The organism is Bradyrhizobium campsiandrae (assembly GCF_014529705.1).
Classification (GTDB): Bacteria; Pseudomonadota; Alphaproteobacteria; order Rhizobiales; family Xanthobacteraceae; genus Bradyrhizobium; species Bradyrhizobium campsiandrae.
Genome location: NZ_JAANIH010000028.1, coordinates 1 through 17457, shown reverse-complemented (window position 1 = coordinate 17457; position 17457 = coordinate 1). Strand labels below are relative to the sequence as shown.

The 17457-nt window shown below is 58.7% G+C and carries 15 protein-coding genes; 10 read left to right on the top strand and 5 right to left on the bottom strand.

Annotated elements, in window-relative coordinates; translation table 11 throughout:
• Positions 1 to 291 precede the first annotated feature (291 nt).
• From G8O24_RS21180 to G8O24_RS21170, 3 genes are all read right to left on the bottom strand, one after another.
• Positions 292 to 1152 (bottom strand): DUF3108 domain-containing protein, encoded by an 861-nt coding sequence (locus tag G8O24_RS21180; protein WP_188102676.1) that lies wholly within the window; start codon positions 1150 to 1152, stop codon positions 292 to 294.
• Between the two features lie 26 nt (positions 1153 to 1178).
• Positions 1179 to 2000 carry an oxidoreductase gene (locus G8O24_RS21175; RefSeq protein ID WP_188102674.1) on the bottom strand — a complete coding sequence of 274 codons (822 nt, stop codon included), beginning with the start codon at positions 1998 to 2000 and terminating at the stop codon, positions 1179 to 1181.
• A 148-nt stretch (positions 2001 to 2148) separates the two neighbouring features.
• Positions 2149 to 2781 carry a TetR family transcriptional regulator gene (locus G8O24_RS21170; protein WP_188102672.1) on the bottom strand — a complete coding sequence of 211 codons (633 nt, stop codon included), beginning with the start codon at positions 2779 to 2781 and terminating at the stop codon, positions 2149 to 2151.
• Between the two features lie 800 nt (positions 2782 to 3581).
• Here G8O24_RS21170 and G8O24_RS21165 point away from each other — a divergent pair.
• From G8O24_RS21165 to G8O24_RS21135, 7 genes are all read left to right on the top strand, one after another.
• Positions 3582 to 4925: a c-type cytochrome gene (locus tag G8O24_RS21165; protein ID WP_311972244.1), complete on the top strand. Its 1344-nt coding sequence runs from the start codon at positions 3582 to 3584 to the stop codon at positions 4923 to 4925.
• Position 4926: 1 nt separating this feature from the next.
• Positions 4927 to 5403 carry a (2Fe-2S)-binding protein gene (locus G8O24_RS21160; RefSeq protein WP_188102670.1) on the top strand — a complete coding sequence of 159 codons (477 nt, stop codon included), beginning with the start codon at positions 4927 to 4929 and terminating at the stop codon, positions 5401 to 5403.
• On the top strand, positions 5396 to 7696 hold the full coding sequence (locus tag G8O24_RS21155) for a xanthine dehydrogenase family protein molybdopterin-binding subunit (RefSeq protein ID WP_188102669.1): 2301 nt from the start codon (positions 5396 to 5398) through the stop codon (positions 7694 to 7696). The genes G8O24_RS21160 and G8O24_RS21155 overlap by 8 nt, the downstream gene beginning before the upstream one ends.
• Positions 7697 to 7886: 190 nt before the next feature.
• Positions 7887 to 8300, top strand: coding sequence for a tautomerase (locus tag G8O24_RS21150; RefSeq protein ID WP_188102667.1), 414 nt, complete (start codon positions 7887 to 7889; stop codon positions 8298 to 8300).
• A gap of 40 nt (positions 8301 to 8340) precedes the next feature.
• On the top strand, positions 8341 to 8973 hold the full coding sequence (locus G8O24_RS21145; protein WP_188102665.1) for a cysteine hydrolase family protein: 633 nt from the start codon (positions 8341 to 8343) through the stop codon (positions 8971 to 8973).
• 20 nt (positions 8974 to 8993) lie between these two features.
• A complete protein-coding gene (locus G8O24_RS21140) occupies positions 8994 to 9287 on the top strand; it encodes a hypothetical protein (RefSeq protein ID WP_188102663.1) in 294 nt (97 codons plus the stop codon).
• A 193-nt stretch (positions 9288 to 9480) separates the two neighbouring features.
• Positions 9481 to 10353, top strand: coding sequence for an aldo/keto reductase (locus G8O24_RS21135; RefSeq protein ID WP_188102661.1), 873 nt, complete (start codon positions 9481 to 9483; stop codon positions 10351 to 10353).
• An 806-nt stretch (positions 10354 to 11159) separates the two neighbouring features.
• Here the strand turns inward: G8O24_RS21135 and G8O24_RS21130 are convergent.
• Together G8O24_RS21130 and G8O24_RS21125 are read right to left on the bottom strand one after the other, a co-directional pair.
• Positions 11160 to 11774: a cysteine hydrolase family protein gene (locus tag G8O24_RS21130; protein ID WP_188102660.1), complete on the bottom strand. Its 615-nt coding sequence runs from the start codon at positions 11772 to 11774 to the stop codon at positions 11160 to 11162.
• Between the two features lie 167 nt (positions 11775 to 11941).
• A complete protein-coding gene (locus G8O24_RS21125; RefSeq protein WP_188102658.1) occupies positions 11942 to 12814 on the bottom strand; it encodes an NAD(P)-dependent oxidoreductase in 873 nt (290 codons plus the stop codon).
• A gap of 1195 nt (positions 12815 to 14009) precedes the next feature.
• On the opposite strand from G8O24_RS21125, the gene G8O24_RS21115 reads away from it, so the two are divergent.
• The 3 genes from G8O24_RS21115 to G8O24_RS21105 all read left to right on the top strand — a co-directional run bounded on the left by G8O24_RS21115 (position 14010) and on the right by G8O24_RS21105 (position 17391).
• A complete protein-coding gene (locus G8O24_RS21115; RefSeq protein ID WP_188102655.1) occupies positions 14010 to 15089 on the top strand; it encodes a phosphotransferase in 1080 nt (359 codons plus the stop codon).
• Between the two features lie 179 nt (positions 15090 to 15268).
• On the top strand, positions 15269 to 16099 hold the full coding sequence (locus tag G8O24_RS21110) for an enoyl-CoA hydratase-related protein (protein WP_188102653.1): 831 nt from the start codon (positions 15269 to 15271) through the stop codon (positions 16097 to 16099).
• A gap of 143 nt (positions 16100 to 16242) precedes the next feature.
• Positions 16243 to 17391, top strand: a complete 1149-nt coding sequence (locus tag G8O24_RS21105; protein WP_188102651.1) for a thiolase family protein — start codon at positions 16243 to 16245, stop codon at positions 17389 to 17391.
• Positions 17392 to 17457 lie beyond the last annotated feature (66 nt).

Below are 17457 nucleotides of genomic sequence, written 5' to 3'. Positions count from 1 at the left end.
GTGCACCCACTTGATCGGGTGAGTAGTCCATTCGACCACCAACGAAGAATGCCTGGTCACAATTGACGGTGGTGGAGCGAGCCACTGCACTCCTATGCATCGCGGTCATCATCGCGATTACGTCAGCAGTTGCCTGCGGTGCAGCCATTCGAACAGGCGAAACCACGACCGGTGCGGTGATCGCCGAGAAAGCGCGTGTTCCTGCGGTTCAGCGAATGTGGCAATCGGGCGTCGGGGAGTGACTGGCTCAAATGAGACTCTGACTGCTCCCTGTGCGAAGGCGACGCTACGTCAGTGTTCGTTGCGCTGGGAAACTAAGGCTCGGGCTGGAGGCCGCAGCGGTGAGGCCTCCACGACATCTAGCCTCTCCAGATCGAGAGCGGCCGTTCCAATCTGCAATGGAATGTTCAATGCGGCGAGCACAACAAGCCGTGACCCCTTGACTGGGGCGAGACGAACTTCAATCTGCTGGTTTGCCGCCATGAAATGGATCATGGAGGCCGACGGCTTGTATCCTGCGATCGGGACAAATCGGACCGAGCAGACCGAAACTGAGCCCTTGTAGGCATTTCCGATGATCTCTTCCGTCTTAACGAATGCGAACCTTAGGTCGAAGCGAACGATGCCGCTGAAAATTCGGAGCGTGCGTTCGCACGCGGCCGGACCGACCGTCGGCTCTACACCCGGTACTGGCAGGATCAGCGCGCTTGTCGGATCGACAACGCTGATTTTGTGCGCCTCAGTGATAGGCACAGCACCAGGCGCGGTATCGAACGGCGGGGTGATATCAACCGACGTGACGTTGCCGGAATCAAGAAGGATCCTGAGCTTGTGGTCTTCACCGCTGCCCGACGCTTCCGTCGCCGAAAAAGCGCTCGGAAGGACCGATCCGTCCCGGATGACGCCGCTGGAGGCCATATTTGTTTTGAAGCCGGAAGCCACCGTGGCGAGTCCGGTCACGCGTGCATCGAGGACAGTTCGGTAGCCCGATGCTACCACGTCGGTGACTGTTGCGATCTCGCCGACATTGAGGTTTAGATATCTCAGTGAGTACAGCGCGCGTATGGTCTCGGCGGAGGCATTCGTCGCCTGAAGATTGATGATGCCGAGCGTCAGCATAACGCCGATCAAAACAAACGTCTTTCGCTCCATTTTCTATTACTCTTACGAGTTTAGCATCAGCGCAAGGTCGCCATCATCAGGCGATCAAGCGCGCGATCGGACAACAAGCGCCGGAGGAAGAGAATCGGAGTCGCTAATTTGCCGCCGTGATAACGGGTCTGGGGATGCTTGGCCTTGAGCGCCTTCACGATAAGGTCGCTGATAACCCGTGGAGGAGGCATTCTACCTTGTTTTGAGAGTGCTTTGCGCATCTTTTCGGCCAAGGGGGCGTAGGCGCCTGTGCCGGAATGCCGCGCGGCTTCATCTTGCGCGATACCGCCCCATTCGCTCTCGATGCCGCCGGGTTCAATGACGATGACGTCGATACCGAAGGGCCGCACTTCGTTTCGGAGCGAATCCGAGTATCCCTCGAGCGCGAACTTGGAAGCGTGATACCAACCGCCAAGCGGCACAGCGACCTTTCCACCGGTTGAAGAAATGTTGAAGATCTTGCCGAACTTGCGAACGCGCATGTGAGGCAGGCAAAGTTGCGTCAGACGAGCCGCGCCTATTAAATTGACTTCCATCTGGCGGCGCCCTGCGTCGATCGGTACATCTTCCAATGCGCCAAACTGGCCATAGCCGGCGTTGTTGACTAGGACATCGATGCGCCCGCGCTCTCTGATGATGCGCTCGACGGCGCCGACCATCGTGCCGTCATCGGTCACATCCATCGTCAAGGCCACACCTCCGGCGTTTTCGATATCGCGCATGAGGCTGGCGCGGCGTGCGGCGCCATAGACAGCGTAACCTTCCGATAGGAGTCTCAGAGCGAAGTCCTTGCCCATGCCGGACGATGCGCCCGTAATGAGCGCAACGGGCCTGTCGTCGGTACTCATGTGTAACTGTCCTTGTTTAGGAGGTTGCTCTTTGTTTTGGTTGCGGTCGCCCATGCTGCTCCGCGCGATAGGTAATTGCGCCGAACACATTCGAAGGTGCGGCTAACAAGGATTGACAGCGAGTGCGCCGCAGCGTCGTCGGTGGTTGTCAATCGTCTTCCCCAAGTTTGTTGATTTCACTTCGCAAAAGCCGGGTGATGCGGCGCACCCGAGATGCCGGCTTTCTTATTTCCTCCCGCGCGATATCGACCTCGCTCGTGACACGGAGTGCACCCACAACCACCATCGCCACCAATCGAATTCGCAGTTCGTCCGCTTTGCGGTTAGACCTTTGCGACAAAGCGTCAGCGAGAGCGCTTTCGAGCATCGCGTATTTCAAATGATCGCGCGCCTTGATCGCTCGTTCCTTGTAAAGGATGGCGTGATTGCGAACGTCTTCGAGACCGTACTTTCCCACGGCCTCAACCAAGGCTTCTCGCGCGGCGACGATCGGAGCCTCGCTCATGGGACGTTTCAGCAGATTGGCTATAAATGCCGACTGAAATTCCTCGTGCCAGGCCAGAACGACGTCTTCCTTGGCGGGAAAGTAGTCGAAGAAACTCCTCTGCGAGATGTCGGCTGCGGCCGCGATATCTTCAATAGTGGTTGCTGCAAATCCGCGTTCCAGGAAAAGCCTCTTCGCTTCGTTCGCAATCCGCTGACGGACCTCTTCCTTCTTCCGCGCGCGACGGCCTTGCTGCGCGGGATCTCTCGCGCCCTTCTCTCCAATGCTGCGAGACAATCGCCTGCTCCGCTCTCAATGCCGGATTTGCATATAGCGCATATTTGCATAAACTGCAAGTATCTGGATGTACGAGAATGTTGAACGGATGAGGCTGAGGTTGCGAATACCGATAGATTGTTACTTCCCGTCGCCTAGCCGGCGCATTGTCTGTCAAAACAGAGCAACCTAATCCCGGTGGGCGTGTCCGACCTTTCCACGGAAGACCGAGGCCCAAGAAGGAAAGGAGAGGATTGTCGGCAGGAGTATCTGCGCGCCAGGGTGAAACGAATAGGGGTACACGCTGATGCCTGGTCGGCAAACGTTAGCCCGAATAGGCCGAGGCACTGAGCAAAAGAAGCCGCTCGCCCCGTCGTCCAAGTCTCGAAAGGAAGATGGTCGAAACCGCCAATGCGGAAAGCGGTAACTGCGACGTCAAGAACACGGCAGGGAGCAAAAATCAGCTCCTCCAATAGCAGTACGGAAAGAGGTTTCGACGCTGATAAACGAAAAGGAGCGCCACTCGCAGCGAAACCATTCTCTGCTTATCCCCTCACGCGCCGGCTCCCGCAAGGCGGGCCGCTCCGCGGTTGCGTAATCGACCGGGTGGCCCCCCGCGACGGGCGTGCGGTTCCGCGAACATTTCGATCATGTCAGCCGGACACCCGAAAATGACCAATACACGGCAATCTAGGCCGTCCTCTGGTTCCTGAACGACTGTCCCAAATTGTCGGGTATTCGACATTCGCGTCTCGGATGGTGCGCGGTAACGTTAGCCCTGAGTAGTGGCGACGTATTCGCCGGTAAAGAAAGAGACGAACGTGTCGAATGCCGCCTCACTGACCTCGCAAAAAAAGGGCCGTGCTCTCCGGCGGTGGGCCTTGTATGCGGTCGCAGCAGGCGTGGTTGGTTTGCTTGGATTTGTCGCCCTCGCTTGGCGGCCGGCGATCCCTGAGGTCGCCACGCCGCTGCCATCAAGCTTTAGCGCCGACTTGCTCGCGCGGGGAGCAACTCTGGCTTCAGTCGGATACTGCTCAACGTGCCACAGCGTGAAAGGCGGTCAACTGTTCGCCGGCGGCTACGCCATGAAAAGTCCTTTCGGCACGCTCTATTCGACCAATATCACACCGGACCGAGAGACGGGCATCGGGGCGTGGTCGAAGGACGCCTTCCGGCGCGCCATGCATGAAGGTGTCGCCAGAGACGGATCTCACCTCTTCCCGGGTTTTCCCTACGATCATTTCACGAAGATCAGCGATGACGATGTGGATGCGATCTATGCTTTTCTGATGACGCAGCCGGCGGTCCATGCGCCGGCTCACCCGAATGAGTTAATGTTTCCGCTTGGAATCCGGGCGTTGCAGGCAGGCTGGAAGCTGCTGTTCTTTCGGTCGGGAAGATTCGAACCTTCTACCGATCACGATGCCCAGTGGAATCGGGGTGCATATATCGCCGAAGCATTGAGCCACTGCTCGGCCTGCCATACACCGCGCAACCCGCTGGGCGCAGAATGGGGCGGCGCTTCGCGTTATACAGGCGCCTCGGTTGATGGATGGTTCGCACCGGCAATTACGGCTGCAAACCCATCGCCAATTCCCTGGACCCCGGATGAGCTGCGCGCCTACCTTTTCCAGGGGCTCAGCCGCTTTCACGGCACTCCCTCCGGTCCTATGTCGCCGGCCGCGCATGGCTTGACGGCGCTCTCGATATCAGATCAGGACGCGCTCGTAACCTATATCGCGTCCCTGCGTGGCGGTAATGCTCCACCTCAAGCCGTTGCAGACGCGATAACCCGAGCCCTGGATGTCAGTGCGGCCAACACCGGTCGTCAGATCGATCCGGATGCCCGGTTCTACGTCGAGGCCTGCGCGTCGTGCCACTACAACGGTCGGGCAGGAATCAATCCAAGCCGTCCGGATCTTGCACTTAATAGCGCCGTCCATCTTGCTGATTCTGCCAACCTGATCCGCGTGATCCTGTTCGGGATCGACGCTCCGGAAGGTGCGGGGGGGGTCGTGATGCCGGCTTTCGGCCCTGGCTTCAGCGACGCTGAGGTTGCCCGGATCGCCGCTTATCTCCGCCGCACACGAACCAATGAGCCGCCGTGGCCCAACCTCGAGAAGACCGTCGGAAAAATCCGCGCACAGGGAAAAGGGGAGGGATGACATGCCCACGAATTTCCGGATCAATGGACGTTTTGTCAGCGTCGGCGAGGATACCGACACGCCTCTCCTCTGGGTTATCCGTGACGAGCTTGGCCTGAAAGGCACGAAGTTTGGATGCGGTATCGGTATGTGCGGCGCCTGCACCGTCCACGTCGGTGGACGGCCGACGCGCTCGTGTATCACGCCCATCAGCGCAGTGGACGGAGCGGAAATCACGACAATCGAAGGCCTGCATCCGGAAGGAGATCACCCCGTGCAGCAGGCGTGGCGCGATTTGCAGGTGCCCCAATGCGGCTACTGCCAGTCAGGGCAGATCATGCAGGCGGTCACTCTCTTGAAGGACTTTCCAACACCCACCGACGCGGACATCGACGCAGTGATGGCGGGTAACCTCTGCCGCTGCATGACATATCCTCGTATTCGCGCAGCGATCAAGGCGGCTGCCGCCCGTTCTGTCGGACAGGTGAACCATGAATAGGCCGCTGCGATCAAATGAGGAACTGGTACTCTCGCGCAGGACGTTCCTTATCTCGAGCGCCGCGGCGACCGCTGTATTCAGCTTCGCGCCTCCGGCCAGCGCGGCCAATTTCCTTCCTCTTCCGGACCCTTTCAAAGCTGAGGGTGGTCCGCTGTTCGAGCCGACCATCTGGTTCAGCATCGACGCGAACGGCATCACCTCAATCAACATCGCCAAAGCCGAGATGGGGCAGCACATCGGAACCGCCCTTGCGCGCATTCTTGCCGACGAGCTTGAAGCAGACTGGAGCCAGGTCCGGCTGGTGGGCGTAGATACGGACCCGAAGTGGGGGCCCATGATCACCGGCGGCAGCACCTCAGTGTGGTCTACGTACCCGGTATTCAGCCAAGCCGGAGCGGCGGGACGGATGACCCTTATCGAGGAGGGCGCAAAGCTGCTTGGCGTTAGCCCCCAGAGTTGCGTTGCCCGTCAAGGCCGCGTGGAGTCCGATGGCCGCTCGATCGGATACGGCGAGATCGTACGCCGAGGCGACCTGTCCCGGCGCTTCAACGCTGACGACTTGAAGAACTTGACGACCAAGACTCCCGACAAGCGGACTTTGATCGGCAAACCGACACGCGCGCTCGACATCCCTCCGAAGACCAAGGGCCAGGCGGTTTACGGCATCGACGCCGAAGTAGAGGGCATGTTGTTTGCGCGGCCGAAGCTGCCGCCGACGCGCTATGGCTCCAAGGTCCTTGCGATCGACGACACGGCCGCGCGCAAAGTGAAGGGTTACGTTCGCAGCATCGCACTTGATGATCCATCAGGCACCGTTCCGGGCTGGGTGATGGTGATCGCCGAGAGCTATCCGGCGGCGGTTAAAGCCACCGATATGGTGCAGGTCTCCTGGCGAAACGACGAGACAGCCCATGTTTCGGACAAGGATCTGCAGGCGCACGCCACTATGCTCATTGCTGATCCGGCGGCCGGCGCCGTTCTTAATACCGGCGGCGGAGACGTGGACGCTGCTTTCGGCCAGGCTAAGTCGAGCATCGAGGCGACCTACACGACCGCAGGTGTGCTCCACTTTCAACTAGAGCCAGTCAACGCCATGGCGTTCGAGAGAGATGGCGTGATGGAGATTCATACCGGCAACCAGGCGCAAAGCTTCATCCTGCCCGTACTGTCAAAGGCTCTGGCGCTGCCGCCCGAGAAAATCGTCATGCGATCCTATCTCATCGGCGGCGGGTTTGGTCGTCGGCTGAACGGCGATTATAGCGTCCCCGCCGCATTGGCTGCGAAGGCGCTGCAGCGGCCGGTGAAGATGATCCTGACCCGCGCAGACGATTCGGTGCTCGACTCCATCCGCTCGCCGACTGTGCAGACGCTGAGGATCGGGTTCGATGCGGACCAGAACCCTGTAGCAATGGATCATGCGGCCGTTGCAGGTTGGCCGACCAAGGCCATGGTCCCGATCGGACTCGTCAAGGGGACGAACGGAGCGCTCTACGATCCGTTCTCGATCGCTGGCGCGGACCACTGGTACGACATGGGCATAACCCGCGTGCGCGCGATCAACAACGACCTAGCGCAGAAAAGCTTTCGCCCCGGCTGGCTTCGGGCGGTGGCGCCGGGCTGGACCAATTGGGCGCTCGAATCCTTTATCGATGAGGCCGCTCACAAGATCGGTCAGGATCCCCTGGCCTTTCGTCTCGCACGCTTCACGAGCCGCGGCATCAACGCGGGGTCGGCGCCGAACGCCGTCGGGGGAGCGCATCGCCAGGCGAACGTGCTGCGCCGAGTCGCCGAACGTGCCGGATGGGGCCGCAAGCTGCCCGCCAATAGCGGATTGGGCCTTGGCACCTCGTTCGGGCAAGACCGCGAGATGCCGACCTGGTGCGCTTGCGCGGCGGAAGTCGAGGTCGACCGGAAGACGGGCGTCGTCTCCGTGCGCAAGCTTTGGCTCGACATCGATGCCGGCAGCATCATCGATCCGGACGGCGCGCGCGCCCAGGCTGAGGGCGCCATGCTCTGGGGCCTCAGCATGGCGCTCTATGAGGGAACGGACTTCGCCAACGGCAAGGTCCGTGACACCAACCTGGACACCTACACCCCGGTGCGCATCAGCGACGTCCCCGAATTCGACATCGCCTTCGTCGATAGCACCGAGGTGCCCATGGGTCTGGGCGAACCGCCGACCACGGTCGTCGCACCTGCGATCGGCAATGCTATTTTCGCTGCCACGGGAATTCGCCTTCGCCGTCTTCCGATACGACCGAGCGATGTGTTGGACGCCATTGCTCACACGTAGTCCTCACACAGGAGAGATATGATGGCTTCCAGGTCCGCTTCTCGCATCCTTAGAGGCGGCGCCCTCGGCTCTATCGGCGCTCCATTTGAACGTCATGGCGGATCCACCGTCCATAGGCCACTCCGTTGATAGGGCTGACGCGGCAGTCCGGCTCCTCAGGCTAACTGAAACGAAGCATCAAGGTTTTCTCATGCCATACCTCCAGTTGGATACACCGTTCTCTTATTCAGTCGATCAGAAGCGGCGCCTCGCCAAGCGTATGGGCGAAATCTACGCCGGCGTAATGAGTGCGAACGTCAACCGGATAAGCATTGCCATCCGCGAGCTTGGGGAAGGCGGTCTATGGCGATGCGGATCGGGCGAGCCCAGGCAGGCGGCGTTACTGATGTGCGACATCCGACAAGGTCGCCCGAAGGAAACTCGTGCGGAGCTTGCCCGCCAACTGGTGGAGGCGTGCATCGAGATCTGCGGCCTCAACGAGACCACGATCAACGTCGAATTCACACAGCACGCGGGCGACGAGATGTACCACACCATGTACGGCGGCCTCAGCGACGACTGGCAGGCGGACCAGCCCGATACTCTGAACGGACAGGCCCCATAGTAGCGACGTCAAATCGAACATCGCATCCAAGGATCATCGAATGGCCGAGTCTCGTTACAACGTATCACGTACTGGATTGCTTCTGGTCGATCCCTACAACGACTTTCTCTCGGACGGCGGAAAGCTTTGGCCGTTAGCGAAGAAAGTCGCGGACGAAGTCGGTCTTCTCGATCATCTCCGTTCCGTGGTGGCTGGTGCGAGAGCCGCCGGTATACCAATTTTCTACGTTCCGCATCGGCGATGGGAGCCGGGCGATTACGAAGGTTGGGACCATCCGAACCCAAGCCAATATCAGACCCAGCAACTGAAGCCGTTCGCTAAGGGAAGCTGGGGCGGCGAATGGCACCCCGATTTCGTCCCGCATGCTGATGACATTATTATCAAAGAGCATTGGGCTCAGAGCGGGTTTGCCAATACCGATCTCGATTTTCAGCTTAAACAGCAGGGAATCACGCATGTCATTGTGGTAGGGCTGCTCGCAAATACCTGCATCGAGTCAACCGGCCGTTTTGCGATGGAGTTAGGGTATCACGTGACGCTCGTTCGCGACGCGACGGCTGCATTCAGTCACGACCATATGCATGCAGCGCATGAGCTGAACGGGCCGACTTTCGCTCACGCGATTCTGACGACACTGGAGCTGCTGGCAGCCTTGCCGCGGGCAGGACGTTAAGGCCCGAAGGGATTATTCAAATGCAGCTCATGGTCCTCTTCAGCCTAAATCCCGATACGGCGCAGACCGCCCTGACGGAGGAACTCCGGGAAGCTGAGTTCGAAGCTGTCCGCGGCTTTTATATGGAAGGTCTGATGCGACAGGTATGGCTTCGAAGCGACGGTAGTGGAGCCTTCGCAATTGTGGAGTCGGATTCAGCGGAGACCGCCGTCGAGAAGCTCGGTAGTTTGCCAATGGTCCGCGCAGGTGTTCTCGAGGCTCCCGTCGTCGTGCCCATGTCGCCTTATTGGGGTTTCGCTCCTCGGTCGAAGTAGGAGCGCGTGAGAGGAGCCAGCATCCCCAAGATCCATCGCGGCGACGGCGAAGTGCAGTCCGCGCCAGACAGCATCGATAACTACGGTCCAAAGCCTCGGGCGATCGTGAGTACCGGCCTATTTAACCTGAAAGAGCTCGGTGCCGGGCCAATTGCCCACCCTGACCCGTCTGCCGAATAGAGGAGTTTCGAGAATGACGTTGAACGCCGCAAAATCCGGTAGCTTCAAGATTGCCGGCGATATCGAGGTGCATCGGTTGGGCTATGGCGCTATGCGCATCACCGGTGAAGGGATTTGGGGCGTCCCAAAGGATCGAGCGGAGTGTCTGCGCACGTTGAAACGTCTTCCTGAACTCGGCATCAATTTCATCGATACGGCGAATTCCTACGGACCTGACGTGTCGGAGCGGCTTATTCGCGAAGCATTGCATCCCTACGATGGAATGTTGATCGCGACAAAGGCCGGCCTTGAACGCCCGGGGCCGAACAACTGGACGCTTAACGGACGTCCGGACTACCTGATCGACGAAACGCGCAAAAGCCTACAAAAACTCGGCATTGAACAGATAGCGCTATGGCAACTTCACCGAATCGATCCGAAGGTGCCTGCCGCCGAGCAGTTCGATGCGGTCAAGTTTCTCCTCGATAATAAATTGATCAAACATGCCGGTTTGAGCCAAGTTTCCGTGGCGGACATCGAAGACGCATCCAAGGTGTTCGACGTCGCGACGGTACAGAACAAATACAATCTCATCGACCGCGGTAGCGAAGATGTAGTCGACTTCTGCGAAAAGAAGGGTATCGGCTTCATTCCGTGGTATCCGCTCGCGTCCGGCGATCTGGCGAGGCCTGGATCGTTACTCGACCGGATTGCGGTAAAACACGGTGCTGCGCCGAGTCAAATCGCGCTTGCTTGGGTGTTGAAACGCAGCCCCGTGATGCTGCCAATTCCGGGGACCTCTCAGGTGAAACATCTCGAAGAGAATGTGGCAGCCGCCGAGATCATTCTCACCGATGATGAATTTCAAGAACTCAACCGTGCGAGCCAATCCAAATCGGCGCCGTGAGAAAGCGACATTGGAGATTGTCGAGCGCTGGCTCCGGAAACGCGCGCCTCGCCTCGGTCAGGGCGGCTATATCATTCGATTGGACCTAAAGACGAGGTGCGTCGAACCTCACCAACTATTCGCCAGATGGGCTGACACGGAGCGGAGATAGCGGAATCGCTTGGCGCCCTACAAATATCCGAGTTTTCTGCAGGATAGTCGAGGTTGCGAATGGCAGTTCCTTGTTGCCTGAGTGTTGTATCGGAGATGTCGTAGAGATTGAGCGCATCGATTCGCTTGCTTCTCAGCGCTTCCAGGGCAGGGATACCGGTACCCACTCTATCGAGGAGTGGCGGATGATCCCACTTGCAAGCGGTCTCAAGGTTAGCGCTCCCAGAAGTATGTTCCGGAATTGCCGAGGACGGCGACTGGGAAGATACAACGATACAAGCTCCGCGAGATGGAGGCTAACTCTCTACGCCTGGAGTGACGACCGCGGCAATTTCGCCATCGACCAGAGTCGGGTCGCAGGCTGGTCGATATCGACCAATCAGGGTCGAGGGCGTCATCCGTTAGAGGGAATCCAGCAAGTTGGAGGGCTGCTCGCGACGGCTACCGCTGCTCGTAGATAGGTCCGATCTTCAAGACGGAGCGGACTGAGCCTCCGGCGAGCCGAATTAGGTATCCATATCATTGTCGATGTGCGCAAAGGTGGCCCCCGACCGTTTCGAGGCGGTCAGCCAATGCAGTCGAACTGATCACGCCCTCGGCCCGCCGTGTACACCCGTTGTCGGTGGGAGCGGGTCTAAACGCGAACCGCTGCGTGGTCAGGTCGAAAGTCGTGCAATAAGCTCATCGGTCGTCAGGATCTCGTGAGCAAACGTCGGTCCATTGATCTCATGGGCAGCATGCATCGCTTCATGGCTGAACGCCGCGGTGGCATCCTTCACAAGGGTGACGTGATAGCCGAGTTCTTGGCCGAACCGGCCGGTGCCCTCGACGCACGTGTTGGCAGCCAAGCCGATCAGAATGATCTTGCTGATGCCATGTTGGTGAAGCTTCATATCGAGGTCTGTGTTGGCGAACCCACTCGCCGCCCAGTGCTCGTTCGCCACGATGTCGCCCTTCTGAGGCTTGAAATCGTCGTGAAACGTTCCCCCCCAGGTATCCTTAGCGAAAATCATCAAACTCAAGGCTAGTTTTTGATAGGGCGTGGGATGCGCCCAAGTGTCGTAGTCGCTTGCTTCGTGGCGATGATGAGGGACGAAGAAGATCTTGAATCCCTTGGCCCGCGCGGCCGCAACTATCTCACTGAGATGTGCCAGAAGATCGTTCTTCTCGGCCACGTCTTTGACCATCGGCCAGGCCTTCCCGTTCTCGCTAATGAAATCGTTGTAGGGATCCACCAGCAGGATGGCGGTGTCGGCGGGGGAGTAGGTCATCAGCTTTCCCTTCTTTGGAAGCGGATTGCAGCCCATGCCGCCATCCAGTAAATAGAGGTTGCGTGCATATCTCGCTTCAAATTTTTTCGGACGGTGAACATAGGGACCGAACCATGTAAGATGATCGCTTGCTTAGACGTCGTGCTCATCTAACCTTGCGGAAGGAGTTATCGTGCCTTCACGAACATCCTGACGACGCCGGTCATGTTTTCATCTCCGAAGCCTTTCGCGATAGCTTTCCCAAAGACACCTAGCGCCGCTGCGATAGTGGGCGCCGCTTCGGGCGACCCCGCAGCACTGACTGCGTAATTTAAATCCTTCTCTATTAACTCAATCGGAAACTGCGGCGTGAAGTTGCCAGCAAGCATGCTGCCTGAGAGGTGGTTGGCGGCTGGACTCCAGGCAGCCGTAGCTCCGATCGCCTGTATGGCTCTCGCCGTATCGATACCCGAGTTTGTCAATAGGCCGATCAGCTCGGCCAGCACAGTTACCTGGACGCCGAGCAGAGCATTGGTGCAGAGCTTGACGAGCGCACCGGATCCAATTGGCCCAAGGTGATTGATGGTGCTTCCCATGGCCGAAAGCACCGGCCTCGCTTGCTCAAGTACGGCCTCGTCGCCGCCGACGAGATAGATGAGTTGGCCCGCCTCCGCTTGGGGACGAGAGCCGACTACCGGCGCTTCAAGAAAGGCCTTCCGTTTTTCTCCGGCAATCGCTCCAAGCTCGCGGATCCAACCAGGCGTCACTGTCGAACTCTCGATAGCGATTGCTCCGCTTCCCATGCCGGCGAGCGCACCACCGTCTAAGGCGAGCCAAACGTCGCGTGAGGCTGCGTCGTCGCGTACCATCGAGATAATAACATCGGCGCCGTCAGCCGCTTCCTTAGGTGTTCGAGCCTGATTTGCTCCTCGAGTCACCAGAGCCGCTGCGGCTTGGGGCGTCCTGTTCCACACCGTCACAGCGTGTCCTGCTTTGAGAAGATTTGCGGCCATGCGCGATCCCATCGCGCCTAGCCCCAATACAGCGATGTTTTTTGTCATAAGGGCCTTTCCTCGATCTCAATCGGGCAGTCGAAGTGTTGCGTGTCTTCGGGTCCGACGAGCACCAGGCGTGAGTTCATTTCTTGGGTTCGGGCATATCCGCCAAGCCGTTTGGGAACGGCAGACGGGCCGTGGAGATGACGTTCAGTTATTCGCTAAGGGCTCAATCAATACTTGAGCCCTCAACGATTGAGCGTCCTGTACATAAACGGTCGCTCAGACCTTTTCAATGCCGGTGCGGTCAACTATTTAGGGGCATGCGAAGAAGAAATGAGCGTGATGAAGTCGGGAAAGAGGCCCCCGTCCTAAAGGTGGACGGTCTCGACGACCTGCCGTGTACTCATACCGCGCTGCGCAAGGCGGCGCGCCAACTCGGCAATCTTTATGATGAGGCCTTTACTCCGACGGGGCTTAAGGCGACACAAATCAGCCTCCTGGCGCAGATCGATAGGATGGGGGGCCGGCCCACGCATCGTGCGCTCGCCGGTGAGTTGGCCGTACGCATCTCTGCATTGACGCATGCCCTCGGGCCGCTCGTCCGGGATGGCTTGGTAAGACTGCATACCGATGAGCATGACAAGCGAACAAAGCACGCCGTCTTGACGGCGGTGGGCCGGAAGCGTCTCGACGAAGGGCACGTGCTCTGGCAGTCAGTCAATCGACGGGTAGAGACGGTACTCGGGAGCAAATCAGCGAAGCGTATCCGAGCATTGGCCGACGAAGTGTCTTCGAAGGATTTCATGGATTCCTACAGGCGAGCCCAGGCGATTGGAGCCAAATTTGAGCAAGCGTCTCCGTCGCGTGATCTAGATATCAGAGCTTCGGGAAGCGGCCGATCTCATCGGGCAAACGATCACCATGCGGGCGCCTTGGTACAATCGAGAGCTCGCTCGCGAACGCGATGAGCTTGTGCGGCGGCAGTCCCACCTGTACACCCGCCGGCACCGGCGAAAACTTGCAAGGTCATACCGAAGCTTACGGGTTAACGCGATCTGCATCGGCGCTTTTGCCGTTATCGAGCAAATTCACGTCCTTTTATTGCAGGCCTGGCATTTAAGCGCAGGCACCTGACGCGTCTCGTCACTAAAGAAAAACGACACAACAATCCGGTGCGGCAACGCAGCTCAACGAAGCGTTCATGGCCCGAGCTTGCAAAGCGCACGGAATACGCAATCAGTGATGAGCCCGAAGCTTCATGCCAGAGAGCACCGTAGGAAGGCCCGACGCGTCGACGGTCACGGTCGCTGGCCGTCCTCAGCTCATCCCGGTCAGTCCGACCCATCAGATCGACCAGCGTAGACTGCAGGATTATCTTCGAGACGACCTTGGTCTAGATGGCGATATCTCTTTGCAGCAGTTCCGCGGCGGCCAATCCAATCCGACGTACCTGATACGATCAGGACCCCGGCTTCTCGTGCTGCGCAAAAAGCCATCGGGGGTGCTGCTGGCCTCGGCGCATGCAATAGACCGAGAATTTGCCATCTTGAATGCGCTTGCGGGAAGTGACGTTCCTGTTCCACGAGTTCTTCACTTGTGTCAGGACGAGACGGTCCTCGGCCAAGCGTTCTATCTGATGGAATTCCTGGACGGTCGTGTCTTCACCGACGAGTGCCTGCCTGCCTGTTCTCCTTCTGAGCGCCGTGCGCTCTACGATTCTATGAACGCCGTACTTGCGTCGCTGCATTCCATCGATTTCCGGTCTCTCGGACTGGAGAATTTTGGCCGGCCATCGGGATACCTAGCAAGACAGATTTCACGATGGTCGCAGCAATACACGGCGTCTGAGGTCGCTGATTGCGAGGAGATGAACCTCCTCACCGCGTGGCTCACCCGTCACGTTCCCGAGCGCGATGAATCCTCGATTGTGCACGGCGATTTTCGCCTTGGAAACCTTCTTTTCCACCTTCGAGAGCCTACCGTAATCGGAGTTCTTGACTGGGAGCTCTCGACGATTGGCCACCCGTTGGCGGACCTTGCCTACAATTGTCAGATATATCGTCTCGATGCGCCTGACGGTACCCCACCTCGACTTCCAGCTGGCATGCCGACCGAGTCGGAGTATCTCAACGCCTATTGTCGGCGAACCGGGCGGGCCGGGATCGACCATTGGGAGTTCTATCTCGCATTCTCATTCTTTCGAACAGCGGCTATCGCGGCCGGCGTCTATCGCAGGGCCTTGAGCGGAAACGCTGCCGACAACACGGCCCTCGACCGTGGGAGTCGCTACGTGCATTTCGCGCGAGTCGGATGGCGCGTGGCGCAAGACTCGGCCTAGGGCTTCGTTTACAGAGCCGCAAATGCAGTCATCAGGTTGTTTGAAGCGGATGCTCGAATGGTAGAAATCGTTGCTTCACCGAAGCAGCAGCACATTCTTGGTCGATGCAGCGTTTCGGCCGCCGAAAGCGCCAGTTGAACGCCCGACGTCGAGTGGAATAGAGAAGCGAAGGAGGCTCGATGTCATATCAGGAGATCCTGTTTGAGCGTACTGGTCACGATGTAACAATTATCCTGAATCGTCCCAGCCGTCTCAATGCATGGACAGGGACCATGGAGGCTGAGCTACGTTCTGCCGTTCAAGCCGCCGATGCTGACCCTTCGGTGCGCGCGATCATTGTCACTGGCGCCGGGCGTGGCTTTTGCGCGGGGGCTGACATGGACGTGCTGGATGCGGCGTCCAAGGATACGCTCGACCTAGGTAAAACCCTACCCCAAGAGCGGGGCGGCGGCCGATCGGGTGAAAGTGCGCTTGACGTCAACTACACCAAGACTTTCAGCTATCTGTTGCGGACGAAGAAGCCCATCATTGCAGCAATCAATGGGCCGATCGCAGGTATCGGCCTGTGCTTGGTTCTTTTCTGCGATTTCCGGTTCATGGCGGATACCGCGAGACTGACCACGGCGTTTGCGCGCCGCGGGCTTATCGCAGAGCATGGCATGTCCTGGATGCTGCCGCGGCTCATTGGCCCGATGAATGCGCTCGACCTTATGTTTTCCGCGCGCATCGTCGAAGCGGCCGAAGCGGAACGCCTGGGGCTGGTCCAAGTGCTTCCGGCTGAAGGATTTCTTGATGCGGTCAAGCTGAAAGCGTCCGAACAAGTCTCGCTTTCGTCACCCCGATCAATCGGGGTTATGAAACGGCAGGTCTACGATTCGCTTCTTCAGTCCCTGGGCGAAGCTTGGGACGTGGCCGACGCGGAAATGAAAAAATCGCTTCAGAGCGAAGACTTCAAGGAGGGAGTGGCGCATTTCCTAGAAAAGCGTCCACCTGCGTTCACCGGAAAATAGCAGTAATCGTCGCAGGTCTTGAACTGAAAGAAGCCAAGCCGTCGCTCGAGTCGACCGAAAGCGAACGAGCAGGCAAGCCGAATGACGGCGGCCCGATTAGGTCGTTGAGAGGTCCATAGCGTATCGGTAATGGAGAAGTTCGCATGAGTGGCGGCGTGGTGATTTCGTGGGATGGTGCGTATCTCGTCGATGGCGTCCGAACGCCATTCGTGGATTATAATGGTGCTCTTGCAAGTGTCTCCCCGATCGATCTCGGTATCAAAGTCGGCAGAGAGGCAGTCAAGAAGAGTGGCATTGACGCTAACGAGATCGGCACCGTCATTTGCGGGTCCGTGGCGCAGACAAGCTTCGATGCCTACATGCTTCCCCGCCACATTGGACTGTATTCGGGTGCACCGATTGCTGCGCCAGCGCATCTCGTCCAGCGTGTCTGCGGGACAGGCATCGAGATCCTGTCGCAGGCCGCTGACGCGGTCTCGTTCGGAAGGGCTGAGGTCGCACTCTGCGTCGGAACGGAGTCGATGAGCCGCAACCCCGTTGCGGCGTATACCCATCGCAGTGGCTTCCGCATGGGCCAGATCGAGTTCAAGGACTTCCTGTGGGAGTCGTTGCTGGACACCGCGGCGGGATCGACGATGGGGCAAACGGCCGAAAAGCTGGCCATTCAATATCAGTTAACTCGTGAGGAGGTGGATGCCTTCGCTTCGCGTTCGTTCGATCGCGCGATCACTGCAAATGAGCGCGGCTTCTTCTCGGCTGAAATCGTTCCGGTTAAAACCGAAACCTTCGAGAGGGACGGCTTTGCTCCTCGTGGCATCAAACTTGCGAAAGGTATGACGGCCGAAGCCGACACGCACGTTAAACCCTCGCCGGTCGAAACGTTGGCGAAAATACCGCCGGCTTTCGATGGTGTTCAGACCGGCGGAAATTCATCAGCCATCGTGGACGGTGCGGCTGCAGGGATCGTTGCGTCCGGAGAGTACGTAAAACGCCACAATCTGAAGCCTATGGCACGGATTGCCGCTTGTGCATCTTTTGGCGTTCAGCCCGAGGTCATGGGGATCGGCCCGGTGCCCGCCATCCGGTTGGTTCTGGAACGTGCCGGTCTCAAGCTGTCTGAGGTGGATCGAATCGAAATAAACGAGGCATTCGCCGCCCAGACGATGGCCTGTGCTCGTGAGCTCGGGCTCGATGAAGAGAAGCTCAACGTGAACGGCGGCGCAATTGCAATGTACGCATACGACGAAGACCGCCTGATTGACGGATGCGCGCGGGCACGGCGGGGTCTATGATGGCGTTGGGTGAAGGTCAGGCGGCTTGCTGATCGGTTGGCTTATCGGCTTGGCGCAGGAGCTTCC